The sequence below is a fragment of the Saprospiraceae bacterium genome (genome assembly GCA_016712145.1).
Lineage (GTDB): Bacteria > Bacteroidota > Bacteroidia > Chitinophagales > Saprospiraceae > Vicinibacter.
Map to the genome: position 1 here is coordinate 253,575 of JADJRO010000001.1, position 15,679 is coordinate 269,253.

Annotated in this window: 13 protein-coding genes; 3 read left to right on the top strand and 10 right to left on the bottom strand. The window is 37.4% G+C overall.

Annotated elements, in window-relative coordinates:
* Positions 1 to 332: 332 nt before the first annotated feature.
* On the bottom strand, positions 333 to 935 hold the full coding sequence (locus IPK91_01060) for a hypothetical protein (protein ID MBK8295887.1): 603 nt from the start codon (positions 933 to 935) through the stop codon (positions 333 to 335).
* A 633-nt stretch (positions 936 to 1,568) separates the two neighbouring features.
* Here IPK91_01060 and ltrA point away from each other — a divergent pair.
* Positions 1,569 to 2,840 (top strand): group II intron reverse transcriptase/maturase, encoded by a 1,272-nt coding sequence (gene ltrA / locus IPK91_01065; GenBank protein MBK8295888.1) that lies wholly within the window; start codon positions 1,569 to 1,571, stop codon positions 2,838 to 2,840.
* A gap of 120 nt (positions 2,841 to 2,960) precedes the next feature.
* Here the strand turns inward: ltrA and IPK91_01070 are convergent, their stop codons facing one another.
* From IPK91_01070 to IPK91_01105, 8 genes are all read right to left on the bottom strand, one after another.
* Positions 2,961 to 4,043, bottom strand: coding sequence for a hypothetical protein (locus IPK91_01070; GenBank protein ID MBK8295889.1), 1,083 nt, complete (start codon positions 4,041 to 4,043; stop codon positions 2,961 to 2,963).
* Positions 4,044 to 4,076: 33 nt separating this feature from the next.
* Positions 4,077 to 4,811 carry a hypothetical protein gene (locus tag IPK91_01075; GenBank protein ID MBK8295890.1) on the bottom strand — a complete coding sequence of 245 codons (735 nt, stop codon included), beginning with the start codon at positions 4,809 to 4,811 and terminating at the stop codon, positions 4,077 to 4,079.
* A 163-nt stretch (positions 4,812 to 4,974) separates the two neighbouring features.
* Positions 4,975 to 5,544, bottom strand: coding sequence for an SLATT domain-containing protein (locus IPK91_01080; GenBank protein MBK8295891.1), 570 nt, complete (start codon positions 5,542 to 5,544; stop codon positions 4,975 to 4,977).
* Complete coding sequence (locus IPK91_01085) at positions 5,522 to 6,403, bottom strand: nucleotidyltransferase (GenBank protein ID MBK8295892.1); 882 nt, start codon at positions 6,401 to 6,403, stop codon at positions 5,522 to 5,524. Before IPK91_01085 ends, IPK91_01080 begins: the two co-directional genes overlap by 23 nt.
* 133 nt (positions 6,404 to 6,536) lie before the next feature.
* Positions 6,537 to 7,031 carry a hypothetical protein gene (locus tag IPK91_01090; protein ID MBK8295893.1) on the bottom strand — a complete coding sequence of 165 codons (495 nt, stop codon included), beginning with the start codon at positions 7,029 to 7,031 and terminating at the stop codon, positions 6,537 to 6,539.
* A gap of 2 nt (positions 7,032 to 7,033) precedes the next feature.
* Positions 7,034 to 7,312, bottom strand: coding sequence for a C10 family peptidase (locus tag IPK91_01095; GenBank protein MBK8295894.1), 279 nt, complete (start codon positions 7,310 to 7,312; stop codon positions 7,034 to 7,036).
* A gap of 147 nt (positions 7,313 to 7,459) precedes the next feature.
* A complete protein-coding gene (locus tag IPK91_01100; GenBank protein MBK8295895.1) occupies positions 7,460 to 7,951 on the bottom strand; it encodes a UpxY family transcription antiterminator in 492 nt (163 codons plus the stop codon).
* Positions 7,952 to 9,144: 1,193 nt separating this feature from the next.
* Positions 9,145 to 9,528, bottom strand: coding sequence for a hypothetical protein (locus IPK91_01105; protein MBK8295896.1), 384 nt, complete (start codon positions 9,526 to 9,528; stop codon positions 9,145 to 9,147).
* Positions 9,529 to 9,539: 11 nt separating this feature from the next.
* On the opposite strand from IPK91_01105, the gene IPK91_01110 reads away from it, so the two are divergent.
* Positions 9,540 to 10,880 carry an MATE family efflux transporter gene (locus tag IPK91_01110; protein ID MBK8295897.1) on the top strand — a complete coding sequence of 447 codons (1,341 nt, stop codon included), beginning with the start codon at positions 9,540 to 9,542 and terminating at the stop codon, positions 10,878 to 10,880.
* Between the two features lie 114 nt (positions 10,881 to 10,994).
* On the opposite strand, the gene IPK91_01115 is transcribed toward IPK91_01110, so the two are convergent.
* Positions 10,995 to 11,348, bottom strand: coding sequence for a four helix bundle protein (locus IPK91_01115; GenBank protein MBK8295898.1), 354 nt, complete (start codon positions 11,346 to 11,348; stop codon positions 10,995 to 10,997).
* A gap of 532 nt (positions 11,349 to 11,880) precedes the next feature.
* Here IPK91_01115 and smc point away from each other — a divergent pair.
* Positions 11,881 to 15,435, top strand: coding sequence for a chromosome segregation protein SMC (gene smc, locus IPK91_01120; protein MBK8295899.1), 3,555 nt, complete (start codon positions 11,881 to 11,883; stop codon positions 15,433 to 15,435).
* The last annotated feature ends 244 nt before the right edge of the window (positions 15,436 to 15,679 follow it).

Genomic DNA, 15,679 nt, shown 5'->3' on the forward strand with positions numbered 1-15,679 from the left:
GATAATTAATAAATTATTATTCCAGGCTTTTAGGGGGTTAAGACAGATATTCTAACGGACATCGAAGTGAATGAACCGGAACGGTTGGGCAGCAGAATGAGAGGATGGGCAATTGCACAAAGTCAAATTCTTAAAACCACCATCAAAATCCAGCGCTTAAAACAACGAGGCTACATTTCATTATTAGATCAATACCAAATGATCAATCTATAATTTTACGAACCGCCGTATTCGCGATCCGAACAGCTTGTCCCGTTTTGCGGGATACGGTGGTTTGAGAGGCGCGCCTTGTTAGAGTGATCTGACAGGGTTGTCTACTCGATTATGCGCGGCTATTCTGGTTGCTGGCCTTGAGTCCATAATAGTTTATCAGTGAATCTATTTTTTCTCAATTGTTCAAAATTAGTTAAGTCATTGTGAAATGTATTTTCTATTATTCCCAAATGCTTTGCAACACTTTTAATGCTTTGATTTATACTATCATTATGCTCTCTTTTAAAATTATCTATTTTATCTAAATATCCATTATACACATTTTGTTTATGCTGAACGGCAATTCTAGCCCATTTATCAATAGGTAATATTACCCAGGGGTTATTTAGCATTAAGACTTTTGAAGAAAGAACAGTAGCGGTATTACCGCGTGTTAATCCCTTTTTATTCAACTCTAAAGCGAATTTATCTACGTCATCGGGGAATTTTCCACTTACCCAATTGATTGTTACATCAAGAAGTTTAGGAGTATTGCCTTTAACGAAATTTCTAGTTATCCGGAAATCGATAAGAAATTTATAAAACATTCCTAGATCTTTTTTACAGAACTCGGATCTGCTTATTTTTCCTTTTTTGTATTTGTGAAAATTTGAAATGTAAGTTAAGTCTTCTCGATAAGTTGCTAGCAATTGCCCAATTGCTTCGATTTCTAAATACTCCATAATTGATTTTGTTTTAGTCGAGTATAACGAAGAAGGGATTAAAGAAGTTTTAAAAAGAAGGGATTAGAAGCACCACTGTTTGATTACCGAACAAAGCCCTTCTTTTTAAAATATCTTTAATCTTATGTGTGCGCCTTGAATGGCAAATTTACTGTTTAAAAGTAAACAGTTTAAATCTAGAGAGTGAAAATCTCTTATACGCCGAGTAACGATCGGAAGTATTAGCAAGCTGCAAGGTTGTATGAAGTGATTCATGAACTGAAGTAAGCAGGACTGCAAAGATTGGTACCGACGAACAGGAACTGTATATGAGGCTTATGATAAAGGGTTATGCAACACATCATGCAAACGCCCCATGAAGATTATCATGAGTAGATGCAGCGGGAATTGATCGAAAGATGTTTGCCTTACCGAGGGAGATCTCTGGAATCATTAGATGATATACCAGAGAAGTCAGCAGAAGTCATAGTAATCCAAGCAACGAGCCAGAAATGCTAAACCCATATTCGGGAAGTCTCACAGGATGAAGGACTGAACGTAAAGTTGTTTCAGATTTTACATGGAATGGGAAACCATAGCCAGTATTAGAAGAAACAAGAAAGAGAATTAGTATTGATGAAATGAAAACCAAAGATTATTGAACAAGTATTGCATCCAAGAAATCTTGAAAGGGCATTACAACAAGTAATATCTAACAAAGGCAGTGCTGGAATAGATGGCATGAAAATCAGTGAGCTCACTGAATACATGCGCAGGAATAAGGCACGGTTAATGCAAGAGATCAAAGAAGAAAAATACTTACCGACAATCATAAGAGGGAAAGAAATTCCTAAAGGAGGTGGAAAGACCAGACTTTTGGGAATACCAACCGTTGTGGACAGAGTGATTCAGCAAGCAGTATCACAAAGTATCATGTATCAATTCGACAAAGAATTCGCAGACACAAGTTATGGATTTCGACCAAACAAGAGCGCAAGGCAAGCCGTTGCGAAATCATTGGAATATATTCATGATGGTAAATGTCATATAATTGACATCGACCTAAAGAATTTCTTTGACGAAGTAGATCATTGCCTATTGTTAAATTTGATTTATCAGAAAGTCAAATGCCCGATAGTAATGCGCTTAATACGAAAATGGTTAAGAGTACCTATCGACGTTAAAGGCAAACTAACAAAACGAAAGAAAGGAGTACCGCAAGGAAGTCCAATCAGTCCTCTTTTATCAAACATCGTACTTCATGAAATGGATAAAGAATTGATAAAAAGAGGACATTCATTTGTTAGATATGCTGATGACTTTAGCATTTATGTAAAAACAAAAACGGAAGCGAAGAAAGTAGGGAATGCGATTTATCTATTTTTGAAAATCAAATTGCACTTACCAGTCAACCGAGAGAAAAGTGGACTGCGTAAACCAGTACAATTTTCAATACTCGGATTTCGATTTGTGCCGACATACATAAAAGGCGATACAAACAAATATCAATTAGCAGTATGTGACAAAGCATGGACAAAGCTTAAGCAAAAGCTGAAAGATATTACACGCAAGACTAAGCCGATTAAGTTGACAGAACGAATCAACAAGATCAAAGAAATCCAACGAGGCTGGCTCACTTATTTTCGAGGAGCAAGTATCATTGGAAAACTCCGTGAATTAGATGGATGGTTGCGTAATCGACTTCGCTACTGTATATGGCATGATTGGAAGAAACCGGAAAGGAAAAGAAAGAATCTAATCCAACTCGGTGTTGACAATTCAGATGCATATGCATGGAGTCGATCAAGAATGGGAGGATGGGCAATAGCACAAAGTCCAATTCTTAAAACCACCATCACAATCCAGCGCTTAAAACAACGAGGTTACATTTCATTATCAGATCAATACCTAATGATCAATCTATGATTTTACGAACCGCCGTATTCGCGACCCGAACAGCTTGTCCCGTTTTGCGGGATACGGTGGTGTGAGAGGCGCACCCTGTTAGAGTAATCTGGCAGGGCCGTCTACTCGATTAGGCGCTTTTTATTTTTCTAACTTATATTTAAAATATCCAATGTTATATTTTTCACAAAAAAGAATTTCCTTCTGTGTAAATTCCCAAGCTACAACAATTGATTTTACCAATTGAGATGATAGACTTAACCCCTTTTCAGAACATCGTAATGCTCTATATTTAATTGCCTGGTGGCATCCAGGTAATACAACATTTGTTTCAATCTCTATGGTATAATCTACATCTTCAGTTTCAATTAAAATATCGACAATATCATACGATGGAAACACGTGTTCAATATTAATTTTTTTAATATTACTAATTCCTAATAAATTTGCATTGTTTGCTATGTAGTTCTTTAGTTCTTTATGATTCTGCCCCTCTCCACCTCTGCCATACTTATTTAACAGCAACACTTTCTTTAATCGGTCTCCTGTTAAATTGGAATGAGGTCCATTTCTGATTGGTTTAATATCTGGTGCTTTGCCAAAAGCATATTTTAAAATATCAATTATTTTACTCTGAGTATCTTGATCTTTTACTGAAGTCGCTAAATCCGACAATATTGCTATAGTTGTATTATCATCTAAATAACGAAATAAGCCTGAACCCCAGTCAGCTTTATTATTACTGATTGAATAATAATCCCAGAAATATAAATTATTTACATCTTCAGAAGGAATCATAATAAAATAATCCTTATTAGCTTTTATTAGATTACTATCATCCGTAATAATATCAATAACGAAAATGCCAATTATTCTTCTTTCTATTTCTTTCTCCCTTGGGAATTTAGTTGTAAGAAACGCAATTTTGCCTTTACCTGTTCCTCTAATTTTGATAATCTTCCCATTTCGTTTGCCACTATGAAATGTACCACCGCCAAAGCATTGATCCCTGTTAAGCTTACTTTCCATACAAGGGAATTCTGGTTTATTACCTTGAAATCCATTATCATAATAAACTCTACAAGAGCATTTAAGATTGCTACACCAAACTCGTTTAGCTTCTATGTTAAATTTAATAATGTCTTCAGTGCAAGTTCCATTATAACCTATAGTTAGGTAATTTCCTCCGTTATTATAAGTACATTTGAATGCAATGTTATCCATAAAATTTCTTCATTTTGCGCATGTTACTTGCAGTTAAATATTTCTCATGTCTTTCCATTGTTTAGTAATATATGTATTCGCAAATTTACTTGTAATATCATCTATTGCTACCGCTGTATTATTAATTACAAAATCTGATAATTGCTCATTTAATAAATCTTTGATATCTTGGTTTTTTATTATTATTGCTTTATTAATTATGCCTTTTCCATTTAAATAATTTATACTTCTGATATAGCCATCTGATATTTCATCCTTTAGAAAGCTAACGTTGCTCTTCATTATTTTTATAGATTGACCATGGGTCAACCCATTACGCAATCTATATAAGTTCACAAGAAATTCCCAGCTATTGATTGCATTTTCTATATTTCTCTGCAAAGTGTTGCTTGTTTTTAATAATTCATACCAAGAAGAAGATTTAATTTTATTCACATACATTTCTTTAAGTTCTAGTTCTTTGTTGAATTTCTCCATTGATATTGCATTCTTATTTTTGAAGAAATTCCTAAATGTCCTAATTATACTTTTTTTATATTTAAACTCAGGAGGAATTGGTATTTCATTATACGAGGTCTGTATCAATTCAAAAAGACATTCTCTAAGTATTGATTCAATCGATATCCAACATGAAATTATGATTGCTGCCCTAAATCCAGGGTCTGTATCTTCATCTAATTCTTTTCCCATTGAAACTAGACTAAAATTCAATAATATTTTCCACATTGAATATGACTTCCCTTGAGAGCTTGGTTGAATTACACCCATATGAACTATTTAATAATTAATTGCAAGTAACGTTTTGCAGATTTGCGATGGGCGGGATTTTTACCACTGAACTTTATGCGGAGCACAAAACTTTCGGCTACCACTAAACTGTCTGCGGAGCACGAAACCCCGCCTATTGCAAATGTGCTGTTATGTGTAGTGCTTATTTCTTTCGTAATGGCGTTGGTAAAAAGTTATCAATTTCTTCGTCACTAAATGTCAATTCTTCGTTGATTTGCAATGCCTTTTGTGCTGTCATATACGCTTTGCTAAATGTCCTTGGTGAGCCTTTATATGTTTTTGATAGTTCGTCTTGTAATTCATCTCTTTTTTTAATTATGTCGTCAAGGCTAACCAACCTTGCTTTAAGGTCTGTTAACAAAGACAAATACTTTTCTCTTATTTCTAACAATTCTAATGCTGCTGTTGAGTGTTTTTGAATTGTCTCGCCCAAGTTATATTCTTTTAGATAACTTGTCATTGCAAACTGAATTGCTGATAAAATTGTACTAACTATTAAAGCCCACTCTTCACCTTTAAAAACACGAACTAATAGTCCAGTTGTTATAAGTCCCGAAAGTAATATTTGCAGGTTTTTTATACAATTATTTCTATCGTTTAATATGTCTGCACACTTCTCTTGTGTTTTATGTGAGTAAACTATTTTTCCATAGTTTTCTCTTAGTTGAGCTTCCAATAGCTCAAATCCATTATGATGGGAATTCGTATCCATATATTTCTCTCCATTTTTGTTTTGAACTCCATTCTTTATTGTCCTTTTGAAGTTGTATTGCTTCAATCGCTTTATTATATGCTAATTTAGCTTTATATTCAAAATTACCTTTCCTGTAAATTAGTTGATTGCTTCCTAATGCATACCAATATGCCTGCGTCTCATTTTGATTTTTAAGATATTCAAAAAAGTCTCTTACCATTAGGTCATAATATAAATAGCTTTCATTTCTATGAGGCCAATTTTTCAAGAAATTATAAGCTAAAGTGTCTATAAGAAGTCCTCCCATTGGCACAGAACAAAATCCTTTCCACGCTCTTGTCATTTTACACAGTCTTTTCAAGTTGTAATTTAGTTTCGGGTCTTCTTCGCTTATTTTATTTATTTCTGGATGTGGGTCTGTTTTTCTCCATGAACCCCCACCATTTGCATCGGGAAAAGTATATGATTTGTCGGAATTTTCAAAGGCTGGAACAACTTCAAAGTTTACACCATCTGTAAAAATTACAGATACAACTTGTCCGTTAGCACCAACTGTAGAAGTACTATATGTTTTTTGAATTGATTTACTTACAGCTTGTAGTAACGCTGATTGACCATTGTATGAGTAGTTGTCATATGTGGATTTCATGTGTGCAGGTAATACAAAAATCATATCAATATCGCTTTCATTCTTTATTGATGTATTTCTACCATACGAACCAACATATCTGCTAAATAATGTTTCACTTGGGTCGTTCCAAAAGTCAGTATTTAGTCTATTTGTAATTGCTTTATACCTTGTTGAAATGGTCGAACGTTTGTCTGGCACAATAATTAGGTTGTCGCAAAATTCTTTAAAATACTGTGCTTCACTCATGTCGTAATTTTTTTGTTGGTCGGTCTAGTAGCATTACTCATAACGGTTTAGTGCTGACGCAGTGCAGGGTGAATTAACGTCATGTTATGTCTTTCACCCTACATTGTCGTTCAGCACAGTGTTATCATCGGTATCAATTTTTCTCAAATAGATATACACTTTCAACTTTTATATTTGTATCTATCTTAGGAATCTGGTCATTGAATAATAACAGCTCTAATGGGTAGTAACAAAAACATTTGTGATTACAAGCTTGCTCTTGATTTAGACTATTGTAATCTGCAAAAATTGTATCAGGTTTATAATTTGAGTACTCAACATAAAAGGTTTTTATTTTAGAGTCTCCACTAATAATACCCATGTCAACAACTTCAATAACCCCTATATCATATGCTTTATAATCGCCGTTATTCTTTCCGCGCCTAAATTCTTTTAAATATTTCTTTTGATTATTATCAAAGTAACTTATTTTTAAAGAATTTAGCTCCATAGTATCTATCGTTATTCCATTCTTTAAGATTATAAAATTTAATGCATAAGGAATTTGGTAAGGTCCAAACTTACAGTCATTATTATCGCAACCCGAAATAAAGGGTAAGATAAATAAAAATAAATTATAGATTTTCATATTCAAGGATTAATATTGTGAAGTAATCCCTGACAATATTGATAATTTCTTGAGCCAGGATTCCATTGGTTGAAGTTATACCATCCATCATAAAATCCATCCCATCCCCAGTTCATGTGATACCAAACCTGACCATTGTAACAAGCATTCCAAGTACGCATATACCCATCACAAACCCATGCATGGCAGCTTGAATAGGTGTAAATCCAGCATAAAAACCTATTAGTTCTGTTATTGCAGCCATCAAGGATTGCTGGTCTATAAAACCTTCGTTTAGCCACAACCAGTTGCCTGGCTAAGCGAAGCTTAATATTTTTTATATGTATTTAAGAATAACCTAAATTCATTCCAAATAAATACGGCTTCGCCGCAACCACCCACAAAATCAATAGAAATGGTTGAATTATATTTTAGGTAATTTCTGCAACTCAGGCAATCTGCAAATCCTCCAGAGGCATTTCTATAAGAAAGCCCAGAGAGATTTGTTCTAATTTTAGCTGCACCGTTTTCTTGCCTAAAAAATCTACTAACAAACCGCTGCGGCCGGCAAGAATTCCGGAGCGGATTTTTATTAATTGTCCTTTAAGTTTTTGTAGAGGTTGAAAAGACGATGGGATGAGTTGGGATTCACTGGCTCGAAGTAAGTTGATGTCTTCTTCTTTTAACTGGGCATCTTTTTGGTCATGCCGCACATAATGCAATACCCCTTTTACTTGAAACACGGCATTGCGGTCTTTGGGCTCTATGCAAACAAACAAATAACTCGGAAAGGCTGGAACCAACATTTTTTTAACCCGGTCCGACCAATTCTTACGCACCTGAATCTTAGGCAAAAAATGCCGGATGCCGAGCTTCTGTAATTGCTGCTCGACTTTAAATTCATACCTGCTTTGGATGTATAAAACGCTCCAGGTGGGCATAGTCGGTTGGTTGAATAGGCAAGTTAGTAATTTTTAGAATTTCAATTTAATATTTTGGAAAAAATTTGTTGGATGGGGGATTAGGCTAGAGGCCAGAGGCTAGAGGCCAGAGGTTTTTGACTCCTGACTACTAATTGCTGACTACTGATTTGGGCTAGAGGCTAGGGAGGAAGGCTAAAGGCTAGAGGGGTTTAGGCTAGAGGCCAGAGGTGGCTAAATCTTAATAGCTTAACAGAAATTTTGACTATTAACTACTAATTGCTGACTACTGATTTGGGCTAGAGGCTAGAGGCTGAAGGCAGGAGGTCCACAATGAAGAAGATGTTAAGCCAGGATTTCTTGTAAAATCACAGACTTTTTCTCCCCTTAATTGCTTAAACATTGCTTGATACGCGTCGATTCCCGTGTACTTGTCGAAAATTGATACTATTTCAAGCAAGTATCTAAGGGGTATCTAGGGAGTATCTACGGAGTATCTATTCGGTGTTCACAAAATACCATGTTTTAACAGCATATTTTAGTTCCGCACCTACGGCGCTAAATTTTTTGACATGGGGTGTTGTATAGATGTCGCCCCTCTGGGGCTATAGGAGGCAAAATACCACCTACAAGCAATCAAGAACAGATAAATTATGTGTCATTTAAACTTCATTCATACCTCTGCAGGGACTCCTTCGGTAAAATTTTTATTGACATATCAAATCTCCATAATCCCAAAATATTTATAAAAATCTCCTCAACCCTAAAATCCTGATTCTGACAAAGGAAGGAATGCTTCTATCAACTTACAAGTAACCTGGTAGTAACGTCTCAGTAACTATATCCCTTCTATATCCCTTCTATATCCCTTCTTTATCCCTTCTTTATCTATTCTTTATCTATTCTCCATCTATTCTTTATCTATTTTTATGACACCTCCTAAACCAAACTACCAGCAGCCAATGTTATTGAATTTCTTCATTAAAACTTCCAGGTTGGCATTTTGGATATTGGCTGGCATAAACCACCAGTCTTATAAAATAATCGCATGGTGAGGAAATTTAATGCTACAATGCTACAATGTTCCAATCTTGCAATCAAAATGTTTTATTATCAATAAAATTATTTCAAGAATGGAAAATTTTGCATTCCTCCCAAACTCAGGGTTTTAACCCCGAGTTTGGGAGGAATTGAAATGTCTCCATTAATTAATTCTATGATCTGCACCATTGTCCGATTGTAGCATTGCAAGATTGTAGCATTGCAGGATTGCAGGATTGTCCCATTGTAGCATTGCAAGATTGTAGCATTGCAGGATTGCAGGATTGTCCCATTGTAGCATTGCAAGATTGTAGCATTGCAGGATTGCAGGATTGTCCCATTGTAGCATTGTAAGATTGTAGCATTGCAGGATTGCAGGATTGTCCCATTGTAGCATTGCAAGATTGTAGCATTGCAGGATTGCAGGATTGTACCATTGTAGCATTGCAAGATTGTAGCATTGCAGGATTGTCCCATTGTAGCATTGCAGGATTGTACCATTGCAGCATTAAACCATTGTAGCATTTCCTCTCCTCTTTTTCCCTATCTTGCCGCAAATATTCAATTCGTGCACGAGTTTTGGTTTAATGTAAAGCATGTATTCCGGCTTTCCTTACCGATGATGATCGGAAGCGCTGCCCAAAATATCATCGCATTGACCGATAGCCTTTTTCTCTATTATTACGATGTACACGATTTTGCCGCTGCAGGATTTGTTTCCGTTTTTTATTTGGTCGTGGCTGCTATTGCTTTTGGTTTTAGTAAAGGGGGGCAGATATTAATAGCACGTAAGTTTGGGGAGAAGAATTACGACTTTGTCCGCAAGTACTTTTATGCCATCCTCATTTACGAACTTCTCCTTGGGGTCATCGTTTTTAGTTTGCTGTACTTTGCTGCAAGACCCATACTTTCGGTGTTTGTGCAATCTGAAGTCATACTCAATAAATCTATCTTATTCCTGGATCAACGCATTATCGGACTCATTTTTGCATACGTCGGATTGGCACTCGTTTCACTGTACATTGGCATCAAACGGCCTAAATTTATCTTGATCGATACGGTAATATTGTGCAGTCTCAATATCGTCCTGGGTTATTTGTTGGTATTTGGCAAACATGGTTTTCCGGAAATGGGCATCGCCGGGGCTGGATTAGCGAGCGCGATCTCTGAGATCGTAGCTTTTGTGGTTTTTCTGACTTACATGATTTTTGATAAGGAACTCCACAAATTCCAACTCTGGAAAATCCCGCATTTCGAATTTTCCTGGATCAAAACCATCAACTCCATCAGCTTTACCATATTGCTTCAATCTTTATTGGCTATTGGTTCGTGGTTTTTGTTTTTCTCCTTCATTGAAAAACTAGGGGAGCGGCAATTGGCTATTTCCAATTTATTGCGAATTGCCTACCTGGTATTGGCCATTCCTTGCTGGGGTTATTCCACCGGAATCAATACGCTGGTTAGCAATACCATTGGCAAAAAACGACATCAAAGGGTTCTCAAATTGGTATTCCATTCTTCCATGGTGGCCTTTGCAACTACTGCGGCTATTTCCATTCCGTTTCTCTTATTTCCTTTGACCTTCATGGCGCCGTTATTGGGCCATCACGATATTTCTTTAATACAGGATGCAGTACCTTATTTTCGAATCTTATTGTGCATCCTATTGGTTTACAGCATCACCACCATGTACTGCAACGGCGTCAGCGGGACCGGAGAGACCCTCAAAGGGCTCACCATCCAGGCAATCGCCTGCGCAACCTATCTGACCATCGCCTTTTTTGCAGTCAAAGATCCCGTCAACGGACTCGCACTGGCTTGGTCTGCCGAAATAGCCTACTGGCTGATCCAGGGATTTTTATCTTATAGGGTTATTACCTCGGGGCATTGGAATTTTTTGAAAATTTGAGGGGAGGGGAGAAGGCTAGAGGCTGTAGGCCAGAGGCTAGAGGCTAGAGGCTAGAGGTTGATTGTTTTAAGGGGCATACTTAAGCTTTACAGCTTATTAGCTTTACAGCTTTTATTAAATTTTCATTTTCACAACCAAAGAACCTAAAATTTTCTCTGCTTCAATGAATTTACTATCTAAGATATTGAATTCCGTTTCAGATTTATATTCAAGCCTTACAGCTAAATTGCATTGATAATGTGATTCTCTTAAAGAACCGTAAGCAATTTCTAAAAAACGACAATATTCTTTTTGACTAATTCTCGAGCATCCCTCAACAATATTTGAAGGAACTGAAATAATTGCCCTTCTTATTTGTGAAGTCAAACCATAAATTTCATCCTTCGGAAAAGTTTGAGTAAAGTGGTAAACATCCAATACTAATTCATCAGCAATTCTAAATGCTAACAAACGGTTAGGTTCTCTCATAGTTAATTTTTTTAGGGTTATTAAAAAGCGATCAAACTTAATAAAAAACTATAAATTTTGAAAAAAATCCAATCCTCCCGCCTCCCACCTCTAGCCTCTAGCCTCCCGCCTCTAGCCTTTAGCCTCCCGCCTCTAGCCTCTAGCCTTTAGCCTCCCGCCTCTAGCCTCTAGCCTCTAGCCTTTAGCCTCTAGCCTCTAGCCTCTAGCCTCTAGCCTTTAGCCTCTAGCCTTTAGCCTCTAGTCTCTAGCCTTTAGCCTCTAGCCTCAAGCCTCTAGCCTACAGCCTCTAGCCTCTAGCCTCTAGCCTCCCGCCTCTAGCCTCCCGCCTCCCGCCTCTAGCCTCTAGCCTCTAGCCTCCCGCCTCTTCCCCCCCCAAAATTTATCACATTTTTTTTACATATTCATAACCCCTTGATAGTGGCTGTCCAAAATAGTACAAATAATTATATGTAACTGAAATTCAGGCAATTGCAATGACACCCGCCTCACATATAGAAATTATTTATATTAAATTAATCTATATTTTTGCGGCATGAGATTGAAAAACCTCACCATAAAAGGGTTTAAAAGTTTTGCTGATGAGACGGTCATTCACTTCAATGAATCCGTTACGGGGATCGTAGGTCCCAATGGTTCAGGCAAATCCAATATCGTGGATGCCATCCGTTGGGTATTGGGCGAACAGAAAGGCCGTGAACTGCGTCTGGAGCAGATGTCGGATGTTATTTTTAATGGAACCAAAAAGCGGAAAGAAGCACCTTTGGCTTCGGTTTCGCTGAATTTTGAGAATACGCGTAACCTCCTTCCTACAGAGTATCAAAACATCGAAATCGCTCGTTTGCTCTACCGCAGTGGCGATAGCGAATATCGACTTAACGGAGTGACCTGCCGTCTAAAAGACATTACCGGTCTGTTTTTGGATACGGGAATTGGTTCAGACTCCTATGCCATCATCGCATTAAACATGGTGGAAGATCTGCTTTCCAATAAAGAAAGCGCCCGTCGTAAAATGTTTGAACAAGCTGCAGGTATTTCAAAATACAAAGCGCGCAAACGCGAAACCCTCAACAAACTGAAATCTACCAAAGAGGATCTGGCACGGATTGAAGACTTACTTTTTGAGATCAATACCAACCTGGTCGAACTTGAAAAACAAGCTAAACGAACGCGTAAATTCAACGAACTCAAAGAAAAATACAAATCGGCCGGATTGCTCGCACAGTTTCTTTCGGTAAAAACCTTGAAAGAAAAACTGGAAGTTCTTGAAACCTCCATCCAGGAAGAAATTTTAAAATTGCAGGACGAAGAGGTGAGTCTCAATGCCATCGAAGCAAGCATTGAAGCACAGAAAAAAGCACAACTGGATCAGGAAAAAAACTTGTCCGAGTTTCAAAAGAAAGTGAACGAGGTCCTGGATACCATTCGTCACTTGGAAAGCAATATTCAGATTAGCCAACAGAAAAAACAATTTCAATCGACCCAGCTGGAAACCATCCGTCAAAATCTAAGTCAGGCTGTTGGCCGTTTAGATCAATTGAAATTGGATGTCGCTGCAATTCAAAGCGAACAATCTCAAGTGGAATTGGGTTTGCTGGAAGCCGATCAGGCAGTAGTTAATCATGAAGAAATTTTTAACAGCAAACAAGCTGAATTTAATTTATTGAAATCCGGAGTGGATCAGTTTCAACTGGACAAGCAGGAAAATGAAACGGCTATCTACGAACTTGAAAAAGAATTAGCCATTCAACACAACCGGATCGAAAACTTGCATGCAGATTCTAAGCGTTGCGAAGAGGAAATAGATTCGAAGTTTAACGAACACCAGAATAAAGAAAATCAACACAAAGAACTCTCTGTAAAATTGAAAGACGTTCTTTCAGAAATAGATCAGGTCAAAGTTGCCGAAGAAAATCGTTTGTTGGGATTAGAACAAGTTCAGATAGAATTGGAAGCGTGTACACAAAAAGTTTCTACCATTCACCGCCAACGCGATGCCAAGCAAAATGAATTTGATTTGCTAAAGAGCATGGTAGAGAAAATGGAAGGCTTTCCGGAATCCATTAAGTTCTTAAATCAAAATTGGCGCAAGGATGTACCGGTATTGTCTGACATCATTTACACACCGGAAAAATACCGTTCAGCCATCGAGTTGTATCTCGAAAACTACTTAAATTATTATGTAGCCAATACGGAAGATGATGCAGTGAAAGCCATCCGCTTGTTGTTTAATAATTCAAAAGGCAAAGCCAACTTTTTTATTCTCGATAAATTCAGAGACAGCAAAACATCTGAACGCAGCATTCCGGGTTGCATTCCGGCGCTATCTATAATGGAAGTGACCGACATGTACAAACCGTTGGTTCATGATTTATTAAAGGATGTTTATATTTTGGAGAATGACAACCACCTGGAAGACGTCATTCATTTTCCGGATGATGTCTCAGTCATATCTGTAAGCGGTTCGATTCTGAAAGCCAATAAAATCATTACCGGTGGTTCGGTAGGTTTGTTTGAAGGAAAGAAATTGGGGCGCAAGAAAAATTTAGAAAAACTGGAGGCCGAAATCAAAGAACTGGAATCACAGGCCATTCTAAATGAAAAAGAACTTGCGGAATTAAAAAATAAAATTCGAACCTTTGAATTAAACAATCGCCAGAAAGAACTTGAGCAACTGCGCAAGAAAGAATCTGAAGAATTGCAACAGCTTGCCCAGATCCAAACACACCTCAGTCATTATCTGGATTTGAAAGCTGATTTAGAGCGCAGAATTGCAGCCAATAAGGAACAAGCGGCAAACATTTCTCAGGAATTGCACAACAAAGAAGCTCGCATTGTAGAATTAAAAAACAAACAACAACAACTGGTTCAATCGCTGCACAGTTCGGATGAAGTGTACAATCGGGTCTCCATCGAACTTTCAGAAATTACAGGAATTTACAACCAGGCTAAATTGGAATTGCTTAAATGGCAAAATCGATTTGAGAATATCAACAAAGACCTGGATTATAAAAACAAACAAAGTGAAGAACTACAGACGCAAACCATCAACGACGAATTAAAACAAACCGAGTTGATTGAATCGCTTAGCGAACTGGAATCTTCACTGGCACAATACGAAAGCGAGTTGCTTGAAGTTCTGGAATTCAGAAAAAATATGGATTCTAATTTGACGACACTGGAGCGCGATTACTACGAAGCCCGCAACCGGATTTCAGAAGATGAGGCGAAAGCCAAACAGCACCAGCGTTCCATTCACGAGTTGCAATCTGCTATTAACGGGATCAAAGATCAAAAAGCAGAATTCAAATTCCGGATTCAATCTGCTTACGAAAAAGCCGAGTTGGAATTTATGGCAAAACTGGATGAGTTTGTTGCAAGTGAAGAAGACGAAGGCTTGGATTTAGAAGCACTGATTTCAAAATCACAGTATTACAAAACCAGGATCGATAATTACGGAGAAGTAAATCCGCTGGCATTGGAGGCTTATGAAGAAATGAAAGCCAGGTTGGATAAGATCACGGAGCAGCGCGATGATATTTTAAAAGCGCAGGATAGTTTGTTGGAAACCATCAAAGAAATTGAAGAGACGGCTACTCAAGGATTTATGCAAGCCTTTAACCAGGTGCGTGTGCATTTTCAGGTGGTATTTAGAAGTCTGTTTACCGATGACGACGACTGCGATCTGGTGTTAGTAGATGAAAACGATCCGCTCGAATGCGACATCGACATCATCGCCAAGCCGAAAGGAAAACGACCTAAATCAATTTCCCAGTTGAGTGGGGGAGAGAAAACGCTTACAGCCATTGCGCTCTTGTTTTCATTGTATCTTCTTAAACCGGCCCCATTCTGTATTTTTGATGAGGTGGATGCGCCATTGGATGACATCAACATTGAGAAATTCAACCACATCATTCGGAAGTTTTCGAAAGAATCCCAATTCATCATAATTACCCATAATAAATTGACCATGGCCGATGTCGATGTATTGTATGGAGTTTATATGGAAGACCAGGGAGTTTCATCAGTGACAGCCGTGGATTTCAGGAAATACAGCCATGAAATCGAATTAGAAGAAATGGCAAATTAAATAAAAGCAAATTTATAAAGCTTTAATAAAAGGGGAGAATCCCCCGATAGGATTGCCTTTGATTCGGTGCAAGCCAATTTATAACACATATTGACAAAAAATATATAAGAATCTGGTTCAGAAACTTGATTTTGCAAGATCTATTTTCAGATATTGTGCCTCGAATCAAGCTTACGTCAAACCAAAGGATTTTTAAATGTTTATTGTCTGTATCACTACAGCCGTATTAATTATGAGTACGGCG